This is a genomic window from Acinetobacter sp. WCHAc060042, assembly GCF_003231195.1.
In the GTDB taxonomy this organism is placed as follows: domain Bacteria; phylum Pseudomonadota; class Gammaproteobacteria; order Pseudomonadales; family Moraxellaceae; genus Acinetobacter.
In genome coordinates, this window is sequence record NZ_QKVN01000023.1 from 1 (window position 1) to 23,902 (window position 23,902).

At 41.1% G+C, this 23,902-nt stretch carries 38 protein-coding genes and 1 pseudogene; 1 reads left to right on the forward strand and 38 read right to left on the reverse strand.

What is annotated here, in order from left to right; genetic code table 11:
- From DPG01_RS11005 to DPG01_RS11025, 5 genes and pseudogenes are all read right to left on the reverse strand, one after another.
- Positions 1–636, reverse strand: a pseudogene (locus tag DPG01_RS11005) (hypothetical protein); the annotation flags it as partial.
- The gene (locus DPG01_RS11010) at positions 637–3,267 is read right to left on the reverse strand and encodes a hypothetical protein (RefSeq protein ID WP_110975123.1); all 2,631 of its coding nucleotides are present in this window, start codon (positions 3,265–3,267) and stop codon (positions 637–639) included.
- Between the two features lie 57 nt (positions 3,268–3,324).
- Entirely contained in the window at positions 3,325–3,780 is a 456-nt protein-coding gene (locus tag DPG01_RS18915) for a zinc ribbon domain-containing protein (RefSeq protein WP_228156988.1), read from the reverse strand.
- Positions 3,781–3,859: 79 nt separating this feature from the next.
- Positions 3,860–4,735: a KilA-N domain-containing protein gene (locus DPG01_RS11020; RefSeq protein ID WP_110975124.1), complete on the reverse strand. Its 876-nt coding sequence runs from the start codon at positions 4,733–4,735 to the stop codon at positions 3,860–3,862.
- A gap of 78 nt (positions 4,736–4,813) precedes the next feature.
- Positions 4,814–4,969 (reverse strand): toxin-antitoxin system HicB family antitoxin, encoded by a 156-nt coding sequence (locus DPG01_RS11025; RefSeq protein ID WP_110975125.1) that lies wholly within the window; start codon positions 4,967–4,969, stop codon positions 4,814–4,816.
- 110 nt (positions 4,970–5,079) lie between these two features.
- Between DPG01_RS11025 and DPG01_RS11030 the strand changes: the two genes are divergently transcribed.
- Positions 5,080–5,403 (forward strand): Arc family DNA-binding protein, encoded by a 324-nt coding sequence (locus DPG01_RS11030; protein WP_228156989.1) that lies wholly within the window; start codon positions 5,080–5,082, stop codon positions 5,401–5,403.
- 54 nt (positions 5,404–5,457) lie between these two features.
- On the opposite strand, the gene DPG01_RS11035 is transcribed toward DPG01_RS11030, so the two are convergent.
- The 33 genes from DPG01_RS11035 to DPG01_RS11200 form a co-directional block, all read right to left on the reverse strand.
- The gene (locus DPG01_RS11035) at positions 5,458–5,967 is read right to left on the reverse strand and encodes an Sbal_3080 family lipoprotein (protein WP_228156990.1); all 510 of its coding nucleotides are present in this window, start codon (positions 5,965–5,967) and stop codon (positions 5,458–5,460) included.
- A 78-nt stretch (positions 5,968–6,045) separates the two neighbouring features.
- A complete protein-coding gene (locus DPG01_RS11040) occupies positions 6,046–6,249 on the reverse strand; it encodes a hypothetical protein (protein WP_110975126.1) in 204 nt (67 codons plus the stop codon).
- 17 nt (positions 6,250–6,266) lie between these two features.
- Entirely contained in the window at positions 6,267–6,707 is a 441-nt protein-coding gene (locus DPG01_RS11045) for a phage tail assembly chaperone family protein, TAC (RefSeq protein ID WP_110975127.1), read from the reverse strand.
- Positions 6,708–6,716: 9 nt separating this feature from the next.
- Complete coding sequence (locus DPG01_RS11050; RefSeq protein ID WP_110975128.1) at positions 6,717–7,187, reverse strand: phage tail tube protein; 471 nt, start codon at positions 7,185–7,187, stop codon at positions 6,717–6,719.
- Positions 7,188–7,258: 71 nt separating this feature from the next.
- Positions 7,259–7,576 carry a hypothetical protein gene (locus tag DPG01_RS11055; protein WP_110975129.1) on the reverse strand — a complete coding sequence of 106 codons (318 nt, stop codon included), beginning with the start codon at positions 7,574–7,576 and terminating at the stop codon, positions 7,259–7,261.
- A gap of 29 nt (positions 7,577–7,605) precedes the next feature.
- Positions 7,606–7,959 carry a DUF3168 domain-containing protein gene (locus tag DPG01_RS11060; RefSeq protein ID WP_110975130.1) on the reverse strand — a complete coding sequence of 118 codons (354 nt, stop codon included), beginning with the start codon at positions 7,957–7,959 and terminating at the stop codon, positions 7,606–7,608.
- The gene (locus DPG01_RS11065) at positions 7,956–8,474 is read right to left on the reverse strand and encodes an HK97-gp10 family putative phage morphogenesis protein (protein ID WP_228156991.1); all 519 of its coding nucleotides are present in this window, start codon (positions 8,472–8,474) and stop codon (positions 7,956–7,958) included. The genes DPG01_RS11060 and DPG01_RS11065 overlap by 4 nt, the downstream gene beginning before the upstream one ends.
- A 10-nt stretch (positions 8,475–8,484) precedes the next feature.
- On the reverse strand, positions 8,485–8,817 hold the full coding sequence (locus DPG01_RS11070) for a phage head closure protein (protein ID WP_110975132.1): 333 nt from the start codon (positions 8,815–8,817) through the stop codon (positions 8,485–8,487).
- A 146-nt stretch (positions 8,818–8,963) separates the two neighbouring features.
- Positions 8,964–9,254 (reverse strand): head-tail connector protein, encoded by a 291-nt coding sequence (locus DPG01_RS11075; protein WP_110975133.1) that lies wholly within the window; start codon positions 9,252–9,254, stop codon positions 8,964–8,966.
- The gene (locus DPG01_RS11080) at positions 9,251–10,699 is read right to left on the reverse strand and encodes a phage portal protein (RefSeq protein WP_110975134.1); all 1,449 of its coding nucleotides are present in this window, start codon (positions 10,697–10,699) and stop codon (positions 9,251–9,253) included. The genes DPG01_RS11075 and DPG01_RS11080 overlap by 4 nt, the downstream gene beginning before the upstream one ends.
- A gap of 11 nt (positions 10,700–10,710) precedes the next feature.
- Positions 10,711–11,001, reverse strand: a complete 291-nt coding sequence (locus DPG01_RS11085; protein WP_110975135.1) for a hypothetical protein — start codon at positions 10,999–11,001, stop codon at positions 10,711–10,713.
- A gap of 87 nt (positions 11,002–11,088) precedes the next feature.
- Complete coding sequence (locus DPG01_RS11090) at positions 11,089–12,423, reverse strand: phage major capsid protein (protein WP_110975136.1); 1,335 nt, start codon at positions 12,421–12,423, stop codon at positions 11,089–11,091.
- Positions 12,420–13,013 carry an HK97 family phage prohead protease gene (locus DPG01_RS11095; RefSeq protein WP_110975137.1) on the reverse strand — a complete coding sequence of 198 codons (594 nt, stop codon included), beginning with the start codon at positions 13,011–13,013 and terminating at the stop codon, positions 12,420–12,422. The genes DPG01_RS11090 and DPG01_RS11095 overlap by 4 nt, the downstream gene beginning before the upstream one ends.
- A gap of 38 nt (positions 13,014–13,051) precedes the next feature.
- Positions 13,052–14,728: a terminase large subunit gene (locus tag DPG01_RS11100; RefSeq protein WP_110975138.1), complete on the reverse strand. Its 1,677-nt coding sequence runs from the start codon at positions 14,726–14,728 to the stop codon at positions 13,052–13,054.
- 247 nt (positions 14,729–14,975) lie between these two features.
- Entirely contained in the window at positions 14,976–15,428 is a 453-nt protein-coding gene (locus DPG01_RS11105) for a terminase small subunit (protein WP_110975139.1), read from the reverse strand.
- 106 nt (positions 15,429–15,534) lie between these two features.
- Entirely contained in the window at positions 15,535–15,786 is a 252-nt protein-coding gene (locus DPG01_RS11110) for a hypothetical protein (protein ID WP_110975140.1), read from the reverse strand.
- Between the two features lie 2 nt (positions 15,787–15,788).
- The gene (locus DPG01_RS11115; RefSeq protein ID WP_110975141.1) at positions 15,789–16,079 is read right to left on the reverse strand and encodes an HNH endonuclease; all 291 of its coding nucleotides are present in this window, start codon (positions 16,077–16,079) and stop codon (positions 15,789–15,791) included.
- Positions 16,048–16,344, reverse strand: a complete 297-nt coding sequence (locus tag DPG01_RS11120) for a hypothetical protein (protein WP_228156992.1) — start codon at positions 16,342–16,344, stop codon at positions 16,048–16,050. Before DPG01_RS11120 ends, DPG01_RS11115 begins: the two co-directional genes overlap by 32 nt.
- A gap of 18 nt (positions 16,345–16,362) precedes the next feature.
- Positions 16,363–16,593, reverse strand: a complete 231-nt coding sequence (locus DPG01_RS11125; RefSeq protein WP_110975142.1) for a hypothetical protein — start codon at positions 16,591–16,593, stop codon at positions 16,363–16,365.
- A gap of 2 nt (positions 16,594–16,595) precedes the next feature.
- Positions 16,596–16,769, reverse strand: a complete 174-nt coding sequence (locus tag DPG01_RS11130) for a hypothetical protein (protein ID WP_162622341.1) — start codon at positions 16,767–16,769, stop codon at positions 16,596–16,598.
- A gap of 103 nt (positions 16,770–16,872) precedes the next feature.
- Entirely contained in the window at positions 16,873–17,268 is a 396-nt protein-coding gene (locus DPG01_RS11135; protein ID WP_004694142.1) for a hypothetical protein, read from the reverse strand.
- Positions 17,269–17,654: 386 nt separating this feature from the next.
- A complete protein-coding gene (locus DPG01_RS11140; protein ID WP_010326047.1) occupies positions 17,655–17,894 on the reverse strand; it encodes a hypothetical protein in 240 nt (79 codons plus the stop codon).
- A 205-nt stretch (positions 17,895–18,099) separates the two neighbouring features.
- Positions 18,100–18,657, reverse strand: a complete 558-nt coding sequence (locus DPG01_RS11145) for a hypothetical protein (RefSeq protein WP_010326046.1) — start codon at positions 18,655–18,657, stop codon at positions 18,100–18,102.
- Positions 18,658–18,667: 10 nt separating this feature from the next.
- Positions 18,668–19,102 carry a hypothetical protein gene (locus tag DPG01_RS11150; protein WP_110975144.1) on the reverse strand — a complete coding sequence of 145 codons (435 nt, stop codon included), beginning with the start codon at positions 19,100–19,102 and terminating at the stop codon, positions 18,668–18,670.
- Between the two features lie 267 nt (positions 19,103–19,369).
- On the reverse strand, positions 19,370–19,552 hold the full coding sequence (locus tag DPG01_RS11160) for a hypothetical protein (protein ID WP_110975146.1): 183 nt from the start codon (positions 19,550–19,552) through the stop codon (positions 19,370–19,372).
- Positions 19,549–19,944, reverse strand: a complete 396-nt coding sequence (locus tag DPG01_RS11165; RefSeq protein ID WP_110975147.1) for an HNH endonuclease — start codon at positions 19,942–19,944, stop codon at positions 19,549–19,551. The genes DPG01_RS11160 and DPG01_RS11165 overlap by 4 nt, the downstream gene beginning before the upstream one ends.
- A 4-nt stretch (positions 19,945–19,948) precedes the next feature.
- On the reverse strand, positions 19,949–20,329 hold the full coding sequence (locus tag DPG01_RS11170; protein WP_110975148.1) for a hypothetical protein: 381 nt from the start codon (positions 20,327–20,329) through the stop codon (positions 19,949–19,951).
- Positions 20,326–20,814 carry a hypothetical protein gene (locus tag DPG01_RS11175; RefSeq protein ID WP_110975149.1) on the reverse strand — a complete coding sequence of 163 codons (489 nt, stop codon included), beginning with the start codon at positions 20,812–20,814 and terminating at the stop codon, positions 20,326–20,328. Before DPG01_RS11175 ends, DPG01_RS11170 begins: the two co-directional genes overlap by 4 nt.
- Positions 20,811–21,275, reverse strand: coding sequence for a DNA N-6-adenine-methyltransferase (locus tag DPG01_RS11180; protein ID WP_171327395.1), 465 nt, complete (start codon positions 21,273–21,275; stop codon positions 20,811–20,813). The genes DPG01_RS11175 and DPG01_RS11180 overlap by 4 nt, the downstream gene beginning before the upstream one ends.
- Complete coding sequence (locus DPG01_RS11185; protein ID WP_110975151.1) at positions 21,272–21,880, reverse strand: restriction endonuclease; 609 nt, start codon at positions 21,878–21,880, stop codon at positions 21,272–21,274. The genes DPG01_RS11180 and DPG01_RS11185 overlap by 4 nt, the downstream gene beginning before the upstream one ends.
- A complete protein-coding gene (locus DPG01_RS11190; protein ID WP_110975152.1) occupies positions 21,877–22,719 on the reverse strand; it encodes a replication protein in 843 nt (280 codons plus the stop codon). The genes DPG01_RS11185 and DPG01_RS11190 overlap by 4 nt, the downstream gene beginning before the upstream one ends.
- The gene (locus DPG01_RS11195; RefSeq protein ID WP_110975188.1) at positions 22,716–23,432 is read right to left on the reverse strand and encodes a phage antirepressor KilAC domain-containing protein; all 717 of its coding nucleotides are present in this window, start codon (positions 23,430–23,432) and stop codon (positions 22,716–22,718) included. The genes DPG01_RS11190 and DPG01_RS11195 overlap by 4 nt, the downstream gene beginning before the upstream one ends.
- 71 nt (positions 23,433–23,503) lie before the next feature.
- Entirely contained in the window at positions 23,504–23,740 is a 237-nt protein-coding gene (locus DPG01_RS11200) for a hypothetical protein (protein ID WP_228156993.1), read from the reverse strand.
- Between the last annotated feature and the right edge of the window lie 162 nt (positions 23,741–23,902).

Consider the following 23,902-nt stretch of genomic DNA (forward strand, 5'->3'; position numbering starts at 1 on the left):
CAGCATGGTGACATTTAACGCATTACCTTCCAGCAATAAGCGCTTAAAGTAAATGTCATGTCCAAGAAACTGCGCGGGTACAGGCGCTTGCAGATACGGTGCATCCATCACCTGAAACTGAAGGCTGGGTTGGCCATAAACTGCATTGATAGGTGCCGATACATCACCCAAAATAAAGCCCACTCGAAGTGGGCGTATTGTGAAGTTCTGCAAGGTGATCGGTTCATAGAGTTTTAGACCATTGGCTAGTACCTCTTTGATTTCAACAACGGTTAGACCGTCCTTATGCTTAAGCAATGCCAGGGAATCGTTTCGGAAATCGTAAATTGAAGTTGTACATTCAATAAAATCACCGTCCACACCACCAATCCGCTGCCACTCTACATCAACAGGAATGGCCCACAGTTTACGTAAACTACCCCACAACACATTGAAGTTCTGCGCCAAAGCTTGACGCGCCACCACATAATCAATATTCAAAACTTGAGATGCGGTTTCACGTAAAGCTTTTCGTTTCTCAGTGCCATTATGTGAACTGTTGACGTAAGTTTGAAAACCTAGACTTTCAGACGACCCCACAAGCGTGCACTGGTCCAACAAAACCAATTCACCAAAAAGTGTAGTTTGGATTTTCATTTACACTCCCATTGCTCGCTTAAACTCTGACGGGTTTGCTTTAATTTGATTAAGGACGATCTGACGACCAGCTGGACCCTGCATATACTTGCCTACCAAATCATCCTGTTCAATTTGATTAATGATGGTAAGACCCTGCATGCCATTTGATGAAGATTGCTGTGACTGACCAACATATGCATCCATTTTAGAAGTCTGCGGGGTGAATACTTTTGGTGGATCTAAAACCATCCCACCATCTGCATACCCATTTTTTATAGCTTCTCTTAATGCATAAAACCCAGCTGGCCCACCTAATGCAGCGATTTCCTCCTGAGTTAAAACACCTTCGCCACGGTGGACTACACCAGCAACATCGTACTTACCACCATAACCAGTAAAACCACCATCGGCGTAACCAGTAGGATTAAAACTTGTACTTCCAATCGTAGCTGCTTGGGCTAACTGTAATGCCACGGCGGCACCAGCCATAACAGGTGCAATATATGGACCTACATAAGGAATAGCAGAGACAGTTTTGTAGACATTGGAATACGTTTCAGGTGCATTCAATGCTACTTGAGCCGCAGCGTAGCCTTTTTGAATTGCAAATGCTGCTTGGTAGTAACCAGACTCTTCGCCAAGTACAGACTTTAATACATTGGCTGTTCCAGCAAAGTAATTCTCACCCCACTGAGCATGCAAGAGGCCGCGTTTAATGTAGTAGTCCTGATCAGTGATCAGCATCTGCTCACGTGCTTCTTTTAAAAGATCAACATCTTCTTGATAGTAGTTCGGAATTTCAAATCTATCTTGGTAGTCCTCCCAAACCCTTTCACGATCTGCATTTTCGTCCACGCCCTGTTGGATATTTGTCTGCTTTATAAGAGCATTCTTCATCTCAGGTGAATAATTTGCAGTGTTGAGAATTTCTTCTCTAACTAATGCGTAATACTCTTGCGCGTATTCCGCTGCAGAAATCCAATTACGCTTAGTTTCAAGTAACTGTTTCTGTTGTGAGATTTTTAAAGCAGCCTCTTCTGTAGCAGCTTGCTTTATTAAAGCATCTTTTTTTAACTTTCTCTCTGAATCAAGTAATCCCTTGGTCGCATCAAGTTTAAGTAAATCAATACTTAACTGTACTTTAAGCTTTTCCTGCTCAGTCATATGATATTGATTGAGCTCAAAATCTAATTCAGTTGTATAGAGTTTTTTTCTTGCATCTGAAATTTCCTGAGCATCAGCAATCATTTTGATTTTTGAGCTTACTTTAAGAGCAGAATTATTAATTCGATCACTCTCATCGCGCAAATCCATATCAATTCGATTGAACTCACTACCATACTCGTAAACAAGTCGCTGTGCTTCCTCATAGGCACGTTGCTGTTCGTGAAGAGCTTTCGTATTATCTTTTACTGCTTTCGAAGACTCATTCTGTTTTTTAATCCACTCGTCTGAACCACTAATGACTCCTGCCTGCGAATTTTGTAACTTAGCCATTGCAGCAGTTGTTTGATTTACAGTGTTGTTAAAAAGAGCACTAATTGATGTGCCGATATCATCAACAACTTTAGCGTTATCCGCTGCCGCCATTGATATACCGCTATTTGGAGCACGTGACACAGCTGCTCCCGTAATTAAGGTTTTGGCAAGCCTAATACCTGGTAATTTATTAGCCCAACTTCCATCCTGCGATGCTAAATCAACATTTTTCTTGGCATTTATTGCATCGAATGATAGTCCAGCTATAGCGTTTGAAAGCATCTTAACAACCGCATAAACACCCATCCCTGTTGCCGCTACACCTTTAAATACCCCTCCTAATGTTTCACCAGCATCAGACATTAAATTTGTCTCAATTGTCGCATCAGTCATAGCATCACCAACTGCAACTAAAGCTGGCATCAATCCTTGAATGAACTGATTTTTTGCACCCTGAACCTGCATATTTAATAAATCAATTTGAATCTTAAGTTCGTTTGCTTTTGCTATAGCATGCTGATCCATAACGATTCCAGCTCTTTGAGCTGCATCTGCCCAAAACTTAAATCCTTCACCACCATTTTTAAGCAAAGGAATCAAATTCGTTGTATCTGAAGCCATGCTTTCTAAATAGAAAGACATTTGCTGCTGGGTCACACCTGCTTCTTCAAGCTTATCCACGTATAATTGAAGTGCTTGTGGGCCAGATAAATTCTGCATTTCAAGTGCTAATTTTCTTGCAGCTTCAGCACTACCTTCTGTTTTAATTGCAATTTGCTCAAAGAAATCTACAGCACCACCTGAGCCGATAGTAATAAATTCGCCCAGCTTTTCATTAAAGTCTTTGAGTTGATCAGCAAGTTTCTCTTGGCTTATGCCCATTGTCTCGGCACCAGCAGCCATTTTTTGAAATTCTTGAGTAGTCGCATTTGAAATAGAGGCAAAGGTTTGTAATTCTCTAGCTGCATTAGCATAGTCATTTGCCATTGCAACTACGCCTATACCAACGGCTGCTGCTCCTGCAACTGCAATTTGGCTATAACTATTAATTTGCTTACGCATGTTCTCAAAACTAGCTTTAACTTGTTTTTCACCCTCCTTAATGGGGCCGACAAAGTTACCAATCTTGGTAACCAAATCTAGAGTAAGTGTTCCCAGTTTGGTGCTCATATGAACCTCAAGGCGAAAAAAAACCGCCTAGTTGGCGGTTTTAAAATTAACTAAAACTTAAAATTGGACACCATCACAATGCTTTTTCCACATTTTTTCAAACTGTGTGCCTGTCATTCCCTGCCCTTCAATATTGATATCTTTTAAAATCACAATACGCTTAAACCCAGTAAATGCCCCAAAGCTATTTTTAGCTTTGACTTGTCCGCAAGGCTTACCCTTATAAAAATTTATCGTCGCACTATCAGGATCTTTAAGACTGCTTTTAATAGTCATGTAAGCGCTAACCTGTTTGGCAGCCATAATGTCTTCTGCTGTAAGTGGCTTAGATTCCTGTACGACATTTTCCGACTTAGGGGTAAGTAGTGCAATTAATCCACCACCAGCCAGTAAAATAGCTAATAACATTACAAATGGAGATGTTTTTTTAGGCTGCTTTGCCCCACACAACGGACAACTTTCCGCTTTATCACTTACTGGTCCACCACATTCTTTACAAGGGTTAATAGCCATACCTGCCCCAAATTTATAATTTAGAACAAGATACTAACTCCATGGGCAAAAAGAAACCTCCCGAAGGAGGTTCTTGCTTTTAAGCTTTTCGTTCACTCAAATAATGGCGACCCAATCTCAAAGTGTCTGTTCCATATAATAAATCTAAAACAGCATCAAATCTCTTAGCAAACTCAGCTATATCCATTGTTGGATAATAACCTTTTGGCAAAGGCATTGCAGATAACAGACCATCTCTAGCATCCACAAACCAAGAGCTGTATTGGCTCGACTTAAATTCTTGACAAATCTGCTGCGCCACATGAATTACTTCTGGTGGGTATGGCAATGTTTTAATTTCAGGATCTTTAGTTTTAGATTCCGCCTTACCCTTCAAATCCATTACTTCCAAATAGTGCTTAGCGTCTTCAAAATGAATTGCTCGAAGTTCTCGATAACTTGCAGAATATTTAAAGTGGTTCTTTAAGCGACTCCACATTTGCATAATCAAGCTCTGATTGTTGCCAGCGCGTGTATGAACAATGTTGTAAAGAATGCCTGCTTGCTCTGGTGAAATGGTTTGCTTACCGCCAATCATCCATTCCATAACTAGGGAGTCGTAAGCACGAATTACCATTAAGTGGAATTTAGCGGAGATCCACATTGCATATGAGTAGACGAGTTCTTTAACAACATATGTACCTTGTTTTTTAACGCCCGCAAAATTACCTCGCAAAACATTGACTGGTTTTTCTATTGCTGCAAATTGTGAGTTGCAATTTTGCAACTCACTAATTAGATCCTGTGTCTGCTCGTTGCGAAGCCAAAATGATGGTTTGTGCTTTATAGCATTACCGCTGGCCTTGTGAAGGTCATTTAAACAATAGCGACCATCCTCATCTTGGCGAATAGTAAATTCACCAATAACTAAGGCCTGATTGTTTGGGTTTAAAAGATTTTGTTGTATAGTAGTCATGTTGACTTTCCTTTAAGTTGTTGACATCAATCAAGCCCCATCCGCCAAGACTGAGGGCTTTTTTGTTGCCTGTTGATTTCATGCTTTCGCACTCTCTTTTTGGTTTAAGTAAAATTCAACTGCCTTATTAATCAAATAATTCATTGAACGCTCATCCTTTGCAGCCTTTTCTTTTAGCTGCTTATGCAACTCAGGTGGAATACGAACTGCTACCTGTGTATCTAGTCGTGCCATTCAACCCTCCAAATAAAGCACCGTGATCACATTAAAGCACAGCGCTTTATTGATGTAAAGCACTGTGATGCAATATTATCTTTTGTATCACTAATAGAGTCTTCCCAACAATGGCACGCAACGATCCTCAAATGAACCTCCGAGTTCCAATGGAGCTCAAAGAGAGCATAGAAAAAGCAGCGCTAAATAATGGCCGGACAATCACTGCTGAAGCCGTGCACCGACTTGAACAAAGTTTTGCTGTGGAGGAGGAAGGTGTAATTATGGCCACTGAAGCGACCCAAAAGATTCTTGCTGATGCCATCCATCAAACAATTAACAATTTAGTTGAAGGGCTACTAGTAAACGGCGTTGATAAGGAAAAACTAGCATCAACTCTTACCGACTTAAAAGTTCCAGTGATTGAAAATAACTCAAACAAAAAAACACCTTAAGCGAGGGTAATAAAAAAAGCACCCTAGGGTGCTTTTTTATAAAAACTTCTATATTTATACACGTGGTGGTGGTGTCAAAATTAAAGGTTGCTCTATACTTAAATCAGGTGAACCTACTTTATTTGCTTGTGGTTTTTTCCCTAATAATTCATCTACCAATTCATTTACTTTTGTTTCGGTACTACGCCATTTATTTAGCGCTAGCCCACCATTACCCTTAAGCTTAAATGAAGATTCAGAAACCTGTCTACCGTTTTGGATAAGGTTAAATTGCGCTGAAACCATATATGGAACAATATCCCACGAACGTAAAGCAGTATAATTCAGCATAGTCTGACACAAGCTCAGATCTGCCCCATCATTATAAGTTTTAGCGTTAATGTTATGCCTTGCAAAACTTCGCTCAATAATTCCATCGAAGTCTTTAATAATAACTTTAGGATTGTGTACAACACAGACCTGACGTATCGAATTTGGATTAAACCCAGTTGTATTGTTAACTTGAATTGATGTACAGCCTACTGATGATAAAGCTAGAATACTTATACTTAATAATTTCTTCATATTTCCCCCTTAAAACAAGGAAATAAACTACTCATTTTTTAACAAAAAGTCCACACAGTAGAAAGAAACCAACCTAAGTCAGTTCCCCAAGCCTTTCGCAAACATCTCATCGACACTGTATTCAATTTCATCGGGATGATCTTCATGCATCATAAATGCATAAGCATCAACATCCTTAGCGCCATTGAAAGCAAGGAATGATGCGATTAAATTTCCCAATCCCTGTTCAATCCTTCGACCAAAAAAAAGTGAGCCATATTTTTGACGATAGGCCCACCACATTTTGAACTCTTTCGGACTTACTTGTCGCTTGGCTTCTTCAATGGTTCTTCCACCAATTCCGTTAAGGACGAGCTCGCACCAGAACTCTTCTGATTTGAGATCCACTTCTTTCCCGCAAAGTCATTGACCTCATCAACTGCTTTCAACATTGCGCTAATGATTTCAAAATTCACAGCACCAGTGTCTGCAATTTCAGGAAAGAACTTTTCATCAGGTGATGAGTACACAGATACAAACAATGTTGCCTTTGAGTGCTGATCAACTGTCGCTTTGGAATTATCATCTAAATTCCATGCATCAATTGCACTTTTAAGCTCAGCGTGTGATAGGCGTTTTACTAAAATTTCACCTTCAAACGCCTCACCTTTAGAATCAACAAAACTAATTGTCTTTTCAACCAGCTCGCCTACACCCGAAGCTTTCTTCGCAGAGGCAAGCGTTAATTTTTTCCTAGCCATAACCTACCCTTAAGGAATTGTGCGCATTGTTTCGTTAACACTAGAAGTGCGTTTAAGCGGATAGTTGTAACCAACAAACTGCCCTTTTTCGAATGTGCGTTCAGGTGTTTTCAAATAACCCTCAAAAGCCCACCACATACGTTCAGGCGGAAGAGTCACTACACCTGCAGTAACAGTTGGTGCCGCATCTGAATGGCTTGAACCCAAATACCACATGACTTTTTTACGTGGATCAGTTTTGGACAACGCAAGAATCTTTAAATGTGATTCGTTTTCATCGTCAAAATCCGTACCTAGAGAACCTTCACCCGGTGTCTTTTTACCAGGATCAAAATTATCTTCGGCATCATCAATACATGTCACATCAATATCTTCTTCAGTGTCAGTACCGAGAGTTAAGTTTTTTGCACATTGAACGGTAATAACTTCATTACCGTCTACACAGAACAGTTGCGACTTTTGTACTTTAATACGCGCCATGAGTAGCTACTCCTCAATTTTTTGGCATAAAAAAACCGCCCTAAGGCGGCAAAACTTCAAATAAACTTCTTTTATCTAATGAATTCTGGATAATATTCTTGCTTTAAGTTGAATAACTTACTTGCATCTGCTGACCAGCTATCAAGTGAAAATACGAATTCTCTTTCCTCCAAACCAAGTGTTTTACATGCTTCAAGTGTTTTTTCTAAAACAGTAAGGGGCTCTAAATCAAACAATCCAGCAAGATCAACATTAGCTGAAACAAATAAATCATGAAGGCCTTTAAAATGGATAGGCGGCCTCCCGAAAGATACTGTTTCACCCACCCATTCACCTACATTCCTTTTTACTTCAATTAAAATGTTTTCCACTTGTTCTTCAGTAAGCATTTATCAATCCGATCTTTTTTATCAATATATCACCGATTGAGCCACCAACTACCAGAAAAACCACGAGCAAATTGCTTTGTATCTGACTCATAGTGACCGATACGCTGATCAATCAAGCTATGTTCTTGAAGAACATTACACACAGCAGTTCGAATATCTGAAGCTGTCTTTTGGTTCGGGCTATAAACCATCACTTGATACAGCACATCATCTTCATTGGTGATGTTATCTAGGGAAGTATTTGGTGTTCCTGATAAGTCAGACCAAACCAGATAAGGTGGTGGTGTCTTTTCAGGGGCTACATCTTCATAAATGCGTTCACCCAACATTCCAAATGTTTGAGCATCAGCCTTTAAAATTCTGTAAATAGGTAATTGCTTCATTCGATCTTACCTTTTTTGATTGCGGATTCAATCGACTTCATAAATGCCTTGTTAAATTCAACAGTTACTGCATCAACGTTTTGAGCTAATGCTGGTCTTAAAAATGGAACTGGTGGTGAAGTTGAAGTACCAAATTCAATAAAGCGCCAGTAAAAAGTATCTCCGCCCGGGTTCTTACTGCTTCCATCAGTGGTGTATTGCTTACCTACACGCCCCTTACGAACATTGTCCTTAGTATTGGCGTAGTTTTTGGCACCACCAAGTACACCCACGCGCATACGAACAGTGTTTATATCGCGGCTTTTCCCATTACGAATCACCAAGTTTTCTTGAATGCTTTCCCGCGTATCAGGATCATCAATACGCGAAGCTCCAACCTTGGCCGCAAAGAGAACTAATTGCATGGCTCTACGTGCAGCGGATCGAGCACGACGGTTAACAGCTTTACCATCTGACAAAGTTTGGAGTTTATTAGAAAGTTCATCCATGCCCTCAATCTTAAATTCGACAGACATAATCGCTTCCTTATTTCTCTACCCCATGACTGAGCATCAAAGTGCAATAGATTTTTCCATTCTCAGCATCGGGTAAAGGCTCACCAGTGATGCTATAAATTTTCCCATCATAGACAACGCGCATGGCTGTATCGATATCGGATCGCTTACGAATCTTACAGCGCGCAACAATTTCAGAATTATTGGCCTGAGCAACCAACGTATCTTTGACCGAAAGCCATGTGACTTTCGCCCAAAGAGTTGCATGTGTGGTCCATACTGGATCTAGAGTGTTGCCATCGTCATCACGCAGTGAAGTTTCTTTTTCAATACGGATTCGGTGGCAGAGTTCGCTTGCTCTCATGAATCACCTATGGTCTTTTTGGTGGCGACTTCAATTCACCAGTCTTATTCACTTTATGGCAAGGTTGATAACCACCACCCAAACGAACATTTTTACAGGCCCAACACTGACACCCCATTATCTTTTTAAGCCATTTCATACATCACCTATATAGCTGTCGGTTTACGATATGGATAAAGTAATGACTGCACTGGCATAGGTAAGAAATTGCCGTTCACAGGTGCATCACCTTCAGCATTACGGAATTGATCCCAATAACCAATCAACAGTAATGCTGCCTGTTTAATAGCAGCGGGATAATCAGCTTCAAAAGTATCTGTGATGTAACTCTTAATGACAGACTCAGCTGCAGTAATGTATCCATTTAAGGAGATGTCATTACTGTCATCGTCGTACCGTAAGTGGTGTTTTACTTCCTCTAAATCAACGATACTCATGTTTCTCCCCATTTTTTCTGAGCCAGCTTGAAGTTTTCGTAATTAAACTCTCCGATATGTGATTTTTCACAATGCCATAATGAGCCCTTGTAAGTCACATAACACCCATTCTCATACTTATTTTCAGTCCTAAAAATCCCTTTATATAGGGATTTCTCGCTACTATTTTCAGGTAAATCAGGTGGTTTCTGATCAGTCTTAGTGGTTGAACTTGTATTAAAAGGATCCTCCCGCTGATCACGCTTAGAAAGTGCTTCCAGTGAAAAGTTTTGCTGTTGCATATAAACCGTGTCACCACCAACAATCGGCAATAGCCCAACCTCCACACGCGCTTCATTAGGCGTAAGGATTGCAGCACCAACACCTTCTTTTAAACGTGCCATTTGTGATGTTGAGTCCATGCGGATAAGCACACTAATATCTAAAAATGCTTCCAAACCACTATCTTTAAGACCTAAACCATCATCGAGTAAGTTTTCCCGTGCCTCGATCGTACTTTGCAAACAATCAGAATAGTAAATTTCATTTAAATCCGAAATTTTCCCAGTCGGCGTAGGCCCTAAACCTACTTTGAATAAGGGCACATGGAAAACTGAACATATTACTTTAGCCGTCATCTCAAGCTGTTCAATTAATTGTGCATCTACAGCATTCATGGTGATGGCTTGGAAAGTTAAACCATCACCAAGGATGGCTGTTTTACCTACATTATTTCCTGAATAATTAGCATTCCAGCGGTCTTGAATTTCTTGAGCTTTATCTTTTGCAATTGAACCGGGAGCAGTTAAAACTCCAGCTGGCCGACTGAAGTTTTTAAAGAGATTTCTAGAGTTTTTCTGAATCTCAATACCCTGTCCCGCAGCCAATGAGCACGCCATAATTGGGGTTAGCCCCACAAGTGGGTGATAAAAACAGTTAATACGGTCATGGATGATTTCGGATGCTGGTATTACGACCGAATCAGTCTGTGTAAGTCGGTCGTTACCCAATTGGTAAAAGACGTTTCCGTTGTCATCAATTAATGGTTTACAAAGATCAGGATTGAGCACAACAAGCTCCGTCACTTCACCAAAAATATCTCTGCGCTTCAGCACATAGGTATTGCCACGTAGCAATAATGATGTTGTCCAGTGTTCGCTAAATTGCTGCCAAATTTGAAAACGGTTAGGCTTTTTTAAAACGCGAAATTTGCTTGGTATATCTGCATTGACCAAAACACCTTTTTCATGGCGCTTCAATTGAATCGGCATCTTACCAATATCTTGTGAAATTAATGAGACACAAGAAAAAACAGCATGATGTGCAGTAACATCTTCACGGGTTAATTCATCATTTTTTTGCCATGCACCCGAATAAGGCTCATGGATAAACATCGAGTGCCATCCACCGCCTGAATGAACACCTTGAAGCGATTTTTTCTTAAATAAATTGCCAAAAATGCCCATTATTTACCGCCTTATTTTGCTTTGCTTGCACGTTTTTGTTTGGGTTTGACTGGCTTTTCTTCTTGCACCGCTTGTTGAGCATTTTCTAATACACGCTCAGCCGTCAGAGGCAACTCAACCAAACTACCAAAATCATCAACAACTAGGGTTCCATTTAAGTTCTTCAAGAACTCAATTGAGGGTTCGCCATCTAAAGGTTCTGCAAACTTCAACTTAATTAAGATTTTGGCTTGCAGATCTGGAACTTCAGCTACATCACCAGGCATTCCTTGCGGTGCCTTTCTTAAATATTTAATTTTCATAGACTGTTCTCATAGCTAAACAACTTTGATGCTTAGATATAAAAACAGCCCCAATTAAGGAGCTGTTTTTGACCTAATGAATAAAAATTAGGTGTATTGAATATAAGCTGCAGCAATCGGGCGGCGTTTTGCCCATGTGATGAATTTCTCAACACGAATTGCGAACTTATTTTCTTGCCATAAGTTGTGTGTCGTTGCACCATCAGTCAATGTCGCTTGGTCACTGTAGGCAACATCCACACCACCATCTTGAGCAACAAGAATTTCACTCATTTTCACAAGTTCAATTCGGTCCCCAACAGATTGAGATGTAATGACAGGAATAGCCAATAATGAGCGAGCTGCACCTGCGAAATTCATCCCATTAAAGTAAGTATTGCCTAATGCATCACGAAGCAACGCGATACGCATTGCACGTGTTTCGCTCATTAAGAAGTACGCACCATCTGTACTTAAATTCGCCTCAACAAACGTCTCAATCAATTTCAACAAATCAGCTTCAATTGCTTCTGCGGTTTCACCGCTTGCTGCAACTGCAACAACACCATTGAGAATGCCCGCTGGTGTTACATCGGTTTGTGCTTGTGTACCAAGGAATGTTTCATCAATAAGCGTTTTAGATGCAGCAATCAAATCGTTTAACACTAACTGATCAACTGCCGGATCAGAACGACGAAGCAACTCTTGGGTATACACTGTAATAGCTGCAAGCTTATGTTCTTTAATTTCTACGCTGTCAAACGTTGGATTTGTTAAAGGTTTTTTAGCTCCTTCACCAACCCATGAGGCTGTCCCACCAGTAGCCTGACCATTGATTTTGATATTAAAAGGCACCGTACGATAACCTTGCAACTTATCAAAAATGGTTGCGTTACGAAGCAGCTCTAAAAAATCGCCTTTATATGTATCTTGCTGAACCAATGGTGCTGCAAAGCCAGCATCAGTCGTAGTTCCAAGCACAGCTTTTTCAATATACTGAACCGTATCCTGACCAAACCCAAGTTGCTTTGCAGCATCCACTACCGTCAATAAGTTACCTTGCTTTTGAACATGGCATGCCAACATTTTTGCACGAACAAATTGAGTAAAACCAATACCCTTTGGCAAATTAGATTCAGTTGTAACCACTGTTTTCTTTTTAGTTGGATCTGGATCACCTTCGGCAGAAGCCTTAGCTTCTTCACCACTCTCACCAGCAACTGGCGTCCCATTTTCAGCAGCATTTTTAGCAGCTTCGATTTGTTTTTTTACACGTTCGATATTCTTTTCGATCGCTGCAATTTCTGCTTCAACAGTTTGAATTGCCGCTTCAGTTTCATCGTCTGGTGTAGAACCACCATCTAATGACTTGGTAATATGCCCTTGAAGCTCTAGATTTTTAGCAGCCAAAGCATCAAGTAACTGTTTTAAATATTTGTTCATACCAATTTCACTCCACCCTTTGTTGGGCTATTTAATTTGACAACAACGTGTTTTTGTTCAGATGAAACGCCATCTGTAACGGTCTGAGGTTTTCTGCCCAACGCGGCTTTGTGTTCCTCAAAAGCTTTTTTAAAATCTGTTCCGCTATCACGGTTATCTGGAATCGTGACAAGTGAAAGCTCATACCATTCCCAATCTTCAAACTTAATACCGCCACCTTTAATCATCTCGGCGGTATCCCAGTTCGGCAGGAAGCCAACAGATAATCCTTTTACAAGGTCGTACTTCAAAGATTGGTAGGCCTCATCTACGCGATCCTTCAGCTTTCCTTCTTCCTTGATCTCAGGAATATGAATTTCTACTTCAATTCCTTTATCCGTTACTTTCGCGCTGGTCACATGACCAATCGGGCTTCGCATGTCGTGATGAAATAGTAATGGCATTGGTAATTTGAACTTCGCACCCTTTGGCACCATGATGTCTTTCGATCGATCTTGATTCGGTGTGCTTGCCGTACCGGTAAATGTTCGCTTTTCCTCATCGACGCTTTTAATCTCAAAAGAGCCAAATGACTTATGTAGAGCAGACATAGCCCCCTCCAAAATGTAAAAACCGCCAATTAAGGCGGTTATATGAAATGTATTTCGTAATCTTTATTTGTGGGCTCAGGGTTCAAACTCATTAATGCCACGGCGTTAAACATGGCTATGACGGGGTCAATTTTTCCTACACCTGAATCCTGCTTGGTAATACGCATACCATTACCAATCATCACGACCCGAGCATTACCTACACACCAAGTCATAAGTTGTTGTCCTGCATGCCAAAGGTTGCCCTCAGCCAACTTGCGCTCGGATGTCATGATGTATCCCATCAACTTATGTCCTTGCGGGACTGCGACAAGTACCTCTTCAGGGATTCCAGCGCCAGTTAAACCATCAATGAGACCTCCAAGACCTTGCGGATCTAGCCCAATTTTGTCGAGCTTGCCACTGTCGTAAATTTGCTTTGCAATTAACGCCAACTGGTCAATGTCTTCACCCACTTTATCGACAACAACAAGGCTTTCTTCTTGCTCAAAGTCTTTATATTTAGGGATGTTCTCTTTACGGCGTTCCAAGGCAATTTTATTCGCCCAAGCACGACTCCAAAGCCACCAAATACGTGGATCTTTCTTCAACCGTCCTAAGGCAGCAAATCCAAGCAAGTCATCCAAGCCACCGCCATCAATACCTAATGTGATCAACTCAGATTGTTCAATTAATTGCTCAAGTCCAAACACATGCTTTTGCTGAACCCAATACTCAGCACCCGCCCAACGGTTTGCTCGCAAGTTCATGCCGATTTCAATGTTTAGATGCTTGGCCAAGAAGTCTCTAAGCGACTCTTCACCTGCATCTTTGACCTTATTGAACTCTGAAATCAGGTATTCAAGGTCTACTGAAGCACCTAAATTCGGGTTGGTGATGTAAAAATTCTCAGGTTTTAAGTGTTCACCCGCCTCTATCAAATGCTTAGGAAACTCATAAATAAGAGGTAAAAAGGCTTTATCCTGTTTAATTCCATCCCTTACATCACGCGCATAATCTAATAATTGCTTGAATACACCACATGGGACTTCATCAGACATGGTAGAAAGATAAATCACGCACCCTTCGGGACGCGATGCCAAGCCACCTTTCGCTTCACGGAACATTGATTCAGCATTGGCACGCTTACCAAAAAGCCAAACCTCATCGATCAAAATGATTGAGGCTTTCTTGCCAGCTGTTGCATTTGATTCCGCAGCAATAACTTTAAGCGTTGCACCTGTACCTAAATTAGTAACGGTTTTAGTGTGCTCAGAAATATTAATCATTAAACTGAGATCTTCATCTGCTTTGATGAAGTCTCGGATCGGGTTAAAGCTGTTGTCTGCAACTTCCTTGGTTGGAGCAAGGATGATCAACTCTGCTGAAAGTCGATCATTTAACAAAAGCAATGTCAGCATGATTCCAGCAGCGATCGTAGACTTAGTATTTTTCTTAGAAATCAGAAGAAAAAACTCACGAATCAAACGACGCTTAGTTTCAGGGTTGTATGCCCCTGCAATTGCTCTAACAAATTCAATCACCCACTCCAAGGTGACATCGCCCATCTTCGGGCTATCCATCACATCAACAAGAATGAGTTCCTTAAAAATTCGCTCTGCAACATCTGCAACTTGTGGAAACAGTGGCGCACATGGCATGAGCGATTGCTTTTTGACAATACGCTCCTCCCAGTCTGGGCAAGCGGTTGTCCATTCTGGGAGCATTGCAGTCATAAAATTAACTCATTAAAAAACCGCCATAATGGGCGGTCAATTTACTAATCTTGTGGTTTGTATTTATGGTAAATAGGCTCAACACCTAGCATAGCTTTAGTATGTGACTGAAATTGTTTTACATAAACCACTTCAGTATTTTTAAAAACCGTTAGTAAGCCGGTTTCATCAAATTCAATAGTGAGAGCACCTTCGACATACTAGTGTTTCCCATTTTTAAGTCGGTTAAATGCAAGCCACCCCATAATCAACTCCTCAACTGCGAACCCAGTGTTCCAAACTTACCACCTTGTGCGGCTTTTTTGGCGTCATCCGTTTTGGTTTCTTTCTTACCTTTATCAGCAACCTTGCCATGGAAGTACGGTAGAGCTGCTTTTGCAGCATCCATCCGCATTTTCGTATCTTCACCCGGGTCTGTCCAAATTTCTTCTAAAAATTTAAGTGGATCAGGTCGTTCAGAAGCGGTACTGATATCTTTTTTAGTGACTATTGGCTTGGGATTGGGTTTAACATTATTGTTAACATCTTTAACACTTTTAAGTCTCTCAATCTGAGCAATCACATCAGAATCTTTCGCCATTCTAGAACCAGCTTGCGAGGCTGTTTCAGGGCTACAACCCGCGAAAATCGCGGCTTCCTTGTTGTTTGCACCATCATGTTTAGCTTGGGCAAATGCCTTCTTTTTTGCTGTTAAAGCCATGTACCCTCCTTTAACATATTTGCGAAATGGGAAATTTTTTTATACGTGAGATGGGGGGTGGTGTCCAAGGGCAAAAGGTTTTGAACTTTTGACCTTCCCCCCCTACCTATTTATCATTTATTCGCGCAGCTTTCGCTTGCTCTTTCATGACGCTTACAAGCATATCCAACTGATCTTCGTAGCTATCACCACACAAGTGGAATAGATCTGCTGAGGCGCGCAACATGATGGTTGAAGCAAAAACTTCTTTCCCTTCTTTTTTCTTTATCTCGTTAGAAAATGGCTTGAGCTTTTCATCATAAAGACGATTAGCTGAACGTGATGCAATAACACCTATTTGTGTGATTTGTTTACGCATAATTAAATTCCTCTAGATTCTTTTTGTGTCTTCTTCTTATGACACTCAACGCACAACGATTGCAGGTTAGATTCATCATCAGTACCACCTTGGGCAACATTGACAATATGGTCCAGTTCAAGTTCTGTAGTAACACGGCGGCAATGCTGGCATGTCCAGTTGTCGCGTAGATGTATCTTTTCCTTGAGTCTGCGCCATGGTCTACCGCCACGACCTGATCCCCAGTTCTTTGGTGGTCTAGGTTGCTTGGGTGTGATGGCATCAAGCCTGCTCTGCAATCGTTTTAGCTTCATGATTAATGAACTCCACTGTCACAGTGCCACGCAGTAATCGTGTATATATTTCACCATTGCGTCTATCTTTCTTGGTAAAGCGACGATGAGGTATGAAACAAACTAATCCTTGCTCTATATTCGCCCACTTTACGCATTTAATGCGATTACCATTCACAAATACATGCCGAATGCCTTTCCCATCATGAGCGCTATGAAAGGAATTTAAACCTTGCAGTATTGCTTGACGCTTATCAGCTTCAGCCCGAGTAATAATTGATGCCATATTTACTCATCCATATATCTAGGAACGTTTGCCTCTTCCTGATCCTCGAGTATTAACAATAATTCGTTGATCTGGTTGCTCTGCTGTGTCAGGTGTCGAATCAGTTGATTGTTCTGTTCCAACACTTGGCTGTTCTGCTTTACCAGTTCGCCCACCAAGGAAAGCAATTGCATTTGAAATTGATTTTGCTGAGTCATTTATTAAAGCCTTCAGTTTCTGTCGACGTTCTTCACATGATTTACATGACATGATTAATCACCATTCAAATTGGTTTCGATGTTGTGAATCTTACGGCGCTGATCACGAATGAAATAAGCCAACCCATCAATCAAGTGTTGTGGCATATCCATTGGGTGAATCATTGATGCACCTTTGATGTTTTGCTCATAACGTTCTTTGTTTCGCTTTGCTTCAACTTGATCCATGGTGACCACCATTAACGCGAAATAGATAAAAGAAAAACCCCGCCAATAATGCATATTGAGCGTGGTTTTATGTGCCGTAATACGTTCGGCTAAGTGGAAAAGATTAATTAGAAGATGGTCGCTTGCCTGCTTCCAAGACAGGAATATTGGCTTCAGTTGGCACATATACAATTTGACTAATATTGCCCTCGCGTAAAGCTTCACCAAATGCACCAATAAACTCTTGCTGCCTGTACTCAGGGAACTCCTGTGCTGCTTTACCCATTACCTTGATTGCTTCTGCACGCAATTTCGCACTCTCAAGCTCAGCCTTGGCTGTCTCAATTGCAATTTGTTTGGATTGCTGTGCTTTTGATAATTGAGCCTGTCCTGCCATACCTTGCTGCCAAACTTTGTATTGTGGCCACGCAAATAAGAAGATCAATATGATTGCTATAACGAAGACTGCAATCAATCCAATCAAGATATTGTCTGCACTACCTTTCTGAAACTTATTCATTTTCCACACCTGCTTTATTTTGGTAATAAAAAAGCCCGATCAAATTAATGATCAGGCTTATGTTTTTTAAATCTAAATTACTTAACTTCTTTCATGCAATCCCGACACACCTTGATTTCTTCATCATCAACTGTGTAATCGATCTCAGTCGCACCATGTAGGCCGAATAAGCACATCAGTAATCTAAGCATGATTTTACTCCTGGACAATCAAGCAATCATGTCGCAAGAAATGTCAGTTATTTTTACTTATAAAACATAAATTTATGATATTTATTACTGAAATACTGTCATTAACTTTGTCGAACTAAGCAAGATTCCTTCCTGGTTAATCAAGCAGGGCAATAAAAAGCTCACCATTTGGCGAGCTTTCCTTGATGCTTAAACCTACTCTTTTGAACACTTCACTTCAAACTGGTATTCGTCTTGGGTAACCTTAATTTTAATATTTTTATATTTTCGTTTGTTTGGATCCATTGCCGAGCCAGCCACTTCCTCAAAAAAGCTACGATCATTCATTAGCTCACCATACGCTTTATAGCCTAATAAAATCTTTTCAGGCTTTTTACCTTCAGCCACTAATTTACCGAGAGTGTCTTCTAGTTCTTTAACAGTTAAAATCGCCATTTCAATTAGAGCTCAAAAACAAAAAGACATTATCACTTAATTTTATGAATAAATAATGTCAAAAAAGCCCACCTTTCGATGAGCTTTAATGCCTTGGTCTCGGATAAACCGTAATACGACCAGTATAGAAATAAGATACCTTAGTTAGCAGAATAATGCCAACTATTCTTAAATATTGTTTGAAAGGCGCAATGCACCCGCTATTTTAGGCGCGTAACTCTGAATATGTTGCACGGCGATATTCATCAATCGCATCTGAAGCCTCTTTAATAGCCATCTCAAGCGCAATCACCATAAGATTTTCATAAGGCTTCCATGTGTGACGATACACACTTAAAGACATCTGCTTACCAGATACACCTGCAACAACCTCAAGACGACCTTTCGCAGTAAAGTTAGACTCATAATCAGGATCTAACGCAAAAACCATCACCATCTTTGCTACCAGCCATGAAAGGTGATAAATCGCAATTTGCTCAGGCTCGCGCTTCTTATCCACATATGCAGCATCCATCATGATTTTAGCCAAGTGATTGCGGATATATTCGTAATCACCCATTGAGCATTCACCAAAGATAATGACTGATGCAACAGACTTGGCAAGCTGGCTACCCATTGCAGCAATAGCGCCTAATCTATCCTGATAATCAATAGGCTTTTCCCCAGTGCTATGCCCTTCTTGACCAAAAATAGGCGATTTAGCTGTAATGCCTTGCGCCAACCACTCAAAGTTTTTAAATTTCTCAGCCACTACTGCATTCATCCTATTTCCCTCAAAACTTCGCAAATCTTTTAAAAACCAACATAGCTGCATCACGCGCATGCTCATTCGTACGTTCAATCCAACCAGTGCGCTTTTTAAATACATCGGCCTTTGTTTTGGTTGCATTGGCTTTAGGGTGAATCATTTGATAATTCAACTCCTGCTCTTTACACCAATCTTCCCAAATCTGCGCATCACGTTTTACTGATCCAACACCTTGGGCTTTCTCACGACCACCAGTGAACCAGGTGCGCTTCCGAGCATCCTCAATGAATAAACAAACGTTTTCTTTTCCATAGCGCACAACAAACTCAAGCGTTCGACTCATGGCCTGAGTAATCGTTAAGGATCTAACTTCAAATAGTTCACCGCCATTGCCTTTGTCTTCTGCCACGGCGTAACCTGTGTTCACACCCGTATCGATGCCAATGAGATACTTAGTCAATTTCTGGGCTCCATTGTGCTGGTAGTGGACGAGTTTTTTCTTTTCCGCAATAGGTGCAAACTAAATGCTGTTCAGTTTCGCCGTGTGATGTCACATCCTCCCAATCATGGTCACAAGTCTCTTGTAGGATCGCCGTGGGCGTTTCTTGTTGCTCAGTTTGTTCAGGAAGAATTTCAAAGTTCCGATGGCACTGCTTACACCCAAATGATGTAAAGCCGATTGCATTAGCCTTTATTATTGTGTCTACGCAACACTGGTACAGTTGTGTCATTGTTCAACCACCTCAACATCCGCACATAGACACATAAACGGCGTTCCATCATCCAAGCGTCCAAATACACGACCATCTTCAACTCGATCTAATACGCCATAACCAGTGAAGCGTTTACCTGAAAAAACAGTTCTTGATTCACTAATGAAATCTACTTTTACGCGGTCGCCTGCTTTCATGCTGATACCCCATACTTTTCAAAGAAAAACACCACAGGTTCAGATTTGATTTCTATCAATCCAAAACGATGTAAGTGACGTGCATGTGTGCTATCACGAAGCAATTGAACGTCTCGGTAATGTGTTAATAGGCTTCGCCATGACTTAAGCGACATTGAGGACTTATTAGAATTACAAGGCACGCATGCTGGATTCATATTTTCAATTGTGTCCAAGTGCGGTCTTGTCATTTCGCCTGAAATTAACTTTCCGCCACCTACATGGATGATGTCGCGCTTTACCGCTTCAATATGATCTGCATGCCACTTATCACCCAACTCACAACCGCAATAAGCACAATGGCCACCAAATTTCATTTTTAAGTCTGTGCGCTGTTGTTTAGTTAATTTCATTCTGTCACCCCAATCTATTTAATTTAAATGCTTCATTCACATGCGCCTCTGAAACTCTCGTATTAGGGCTAATGTGATTGCGGATATCGGTTACATGGTCTGTGTGGTCATCATCCTGAAATACACCTGAAGTAAGATGCGAATGCATCTTAGTTTTATGAGCAGCCAGCGCTCTACGGATATCTTCGATGTTGTTCATGCGAGAAATCATTTCTTTCGTGTGGTGAAATCTTGGAAAGCACCACCCTTGAAAGTCACAAAATTCAAGGTGATGATTTTCATCAAAATATAAATCCAACTTGTTTGCACCTACATATTTATGATGCGTCGCTCCAACAGGCGTCCCATCCACAATTCCCTGCATCTGTTCGATAGTTAGATTCATGCCTCCTGCTCCCGCTGTTCAATCGCTTTCATTGCTAACTTAATTTGCTCATAACGCTCTTTTGAGCATGGTCTATTTTGTTGGGTTATTTGCGATATAAATGAATGAGCTACTTTCAACTCTCGACATAGATCGCCACCACGGCCCTTGCGTCCTTTACACCACCGATCCAAAGCCTTAATCTCTGCAAGCGTTGCCTGATCCTCCTTTTGTCGAGCACGCTTCTTATGAGTTTCTGATACAGTGCCTGCCATAATTTCATGCATGGTCTTTTGGGGTTTTGGTTGTCCGTTGTTCCACCCCTTATGAAGCTCACCAGAGAAACCTTGAGGCAATTCATTCACTTCACCGCCACACGTTAAAAACAACTCCAAATCACTCTCAAGCTGTTCACGCAGGGTCTTCTTTTTCTCTAGTTCCGAAAATGTGGTGTTTTTACCCGCTTGAGCTGCTGTAATTCGAGCTTGAAATTCTTCTTTGTTCACGCTTCACCCCACTTCACATCGCTCAAGCTTGGTCTAAAAACAACTACACAACACCCAAACGGAGCATTAGTTTTTGAATTTCCAAATTTCAATCGGCCCCGAATAAAGTGAATTTCACGACCTAAACAGTAATCCTGAAACCAACGTGCATCAGTACGCACCGGAACCAAAGCAACAACTGTGTGCCCTTGCTCAGCTGTGTATGCTGCCTTTGACACCCAATCAATAATTTCACGACCATAAGGAGGGTTCATCCAACATGTACCAGTCCATTCTTGCTTCAAACCATTATCTGCAGGACTAAAAAAACGACCACACTTAGCATTTTCAGCGAGTGCACAAACATCCAAATCAAATTTAAAAACGGCGTTCAGCTTGTCAAAAAAGTCTTGCGGGGTTGCCCATATATCAGTTCGCTCTTCCGCTAATCCAAAAAGTTGATGATTTGCCATTGAATTCACACTTCACCCCCAACACGATTAAACGTCTTCCCTATTCTTGCTGCCAACTCAGGCGGGCAAGGAACACCTGTACGGTTCCGCTCATGATTTTCGAGCTGCTTTGGAGCCTTAGGCTTCACCCACATTTCTTGCGTCATACCCTTTGCCTTAGCACGGCGTAGGTAATCCATATAAATATATTTGAAAGCGAAATGGGCCGATTTTTGCCCCTCTGCGCTCAAAACATGGCGAACTTCATCAAGTACGCGCTTGGTCAGTGTTGTGATCTTTGTTTGTGGATCTGATTCAAACTGCATAGCCTTTGCCCACGCCATATCAGCAGTCCACCAATCACCGCCCTGTTCACACCAGCTGCGGAATGTCGGTAAATTCTTCGGGCACCATTCCTCAGAGTTCATACGCGTCAAACCACGTGCGATATCTGCAGGTGTCAAACCATTCAGGACTGTGCAAGCTAATTGACGAAGTTCTTCATCCGCATAAACTTCAAAGTTTTTCGTGAATGCTGATCCGTAAAGATCACTCATGCGCTGAAGCACCATGTCCGCTACTTCAATCGGGAAATCAATCGCAAATGCTTGCTCAAATAATTGGATATTGCTCATGCGCACTCTCCTTGAACATCACGCATCGGTGCTGGTTGATTTGCTTGGCTACCAAAACGACGGCGTTCCGGAGTTTGTTGAACTGTTGCGGGTGTATTCTTCGGTGGGTATACACTTTGGTAGCTGCCGATGATCGAAGATTCCAACGATTGATTTGCCCCTACACCGAAACCAATTAATTTATTGATCAGCAACTTCACGGCGTTTTCAGTCAGTGGTTTTTTGATGCTGTTGCGCATGTCAACAAACTGAATCCACAAATCACGATTTACATTCGCTGGTAACTCAACCGCTTTTGGATCGAATTGATTTTGCTTTTCAGCTTTTGGTTTTTCAGCCTTAGGTTGTTCAGGAACACTCTTACTTTTTTTATTTATTTTTTTATTTTGTAGAGTGTCTTTTGATAGTGTCTTTTGTGTGTAAAGAATTTTTACTAGTGGTGGTAAAGATTCTTTACTAGCGTAGTTAAATTTCTTTACTAGTAAAGATTTTTTACTAGTGCTTTCAGGTAGTAAAGAATTTTTACTAGGGAAAGACATTTTCCAACCAACAGCACATTCGTCATTCAGCTTAAAAGTATTGCCATGAATGGTAGAACCACACTCAATTACCAAACCCACTTGAATGAGTTCAGCAATTGCTTTTGTGACTGTAGGTCGGCTCTTGCCAGTCATCTTTTGGAACTGGCTTAGAGAAATCGAATCATGCTCTTTGTACCAGCCACGTGTCTTACGACAGATGATCAAATACAGCTTTGCTGCAACATCCCCAATTTGACAAAGAACGTCGTCTACAAAGGCGTTAGGCACCTGAAAGCTGTTAGGAGTGAATTGACTCATGCTACAAAAACTCCTTTCATACGTGATTTCTCTACAAGACCTGCAATTCGCGTTAAACCAAAAGCAGTAACGCGCATGTGTAGAAATACGCGCTCTTGGCCGTCGTGATGATTTTTGATTACTGGTGATGTGCGATTTGCAAATACACCATTTAACGTGTACTGAGCCATTGGCTGTAATTTCTTGGATGCATCTCGGTACACCCATTTCTTATCAATGAGCAACTGAATAAGCTCTGATTCCTTAATGCCAATCGTTTTTGCACATTCACGAATGCAATATGTATTGCTTGTATCAGCAATCGTGTCTAAAGCCTGCGCTTTAGGTGCTAACACGGCGACATGATCCTTAAGCGCTTGATTTTCTTGTTCAGCAGCTAAGGCTAATTGGATTAGCTCCATTCGACTGAGTTCGACAGGTTTTAATGCTTTGTCTTCGAGTTCTTTCCAGCGCTTAATAACTCGATTGCGCAAAACAATGTTGTAGCCAGTGACCAAAGTCATTGTTAGCTCTTCATCTAACAAATATTCGGTTTGTTGGCGGTTTTGAGCATCAAAATAGATGCCCCCAAATTTGGGGATATCTAAACCAAGCTGCCCAAGCATGTTTTCAACATCACGCTTAACGTGGTCATGACGCTTTTCTGTCAAGTCAGCAATAACGCGAGTCGACATGGTTTTTTGATTTTCTTGAAACTGTGTTATCATCGGCATATTCATTAAGATTTACCCTCTGAATTGAATGCTAAAGCCCGATCTCAACTCTCGGGCTTTTCCTTTTTTCATCACGACACTTCACCCAAACTTTGCTCAGTCAGAGAAAGACGGCGTTTAGCGTTTAGCTCTACAGTCGTGGCGTGGCGCAGTAAATGCGAAAGCGCGAATTTGCGATTACCATCCAACAAAATTCCATCGCCTTGCACCTGATGAACCTCCATAAGGTGGTCAGGCATAAATGCATCAATAAATACAACCGTGTCGCCTTTCGCGAAATCAGACTCAATGATTGTTCGCGTACCCATAGATTGATCTTCATCTTGATAGCAGTTGATCTGTACTAAGCAATGGTTGCACTGCTCTTCTTTAAAATTGCTGCACTTGTTAGCGCATGGGTGTTGTGTTAAATTTAAATTGTTCATTAATTCCACCTCTAGGGTAATGAATATGAAAGCCTGATCCTCAAG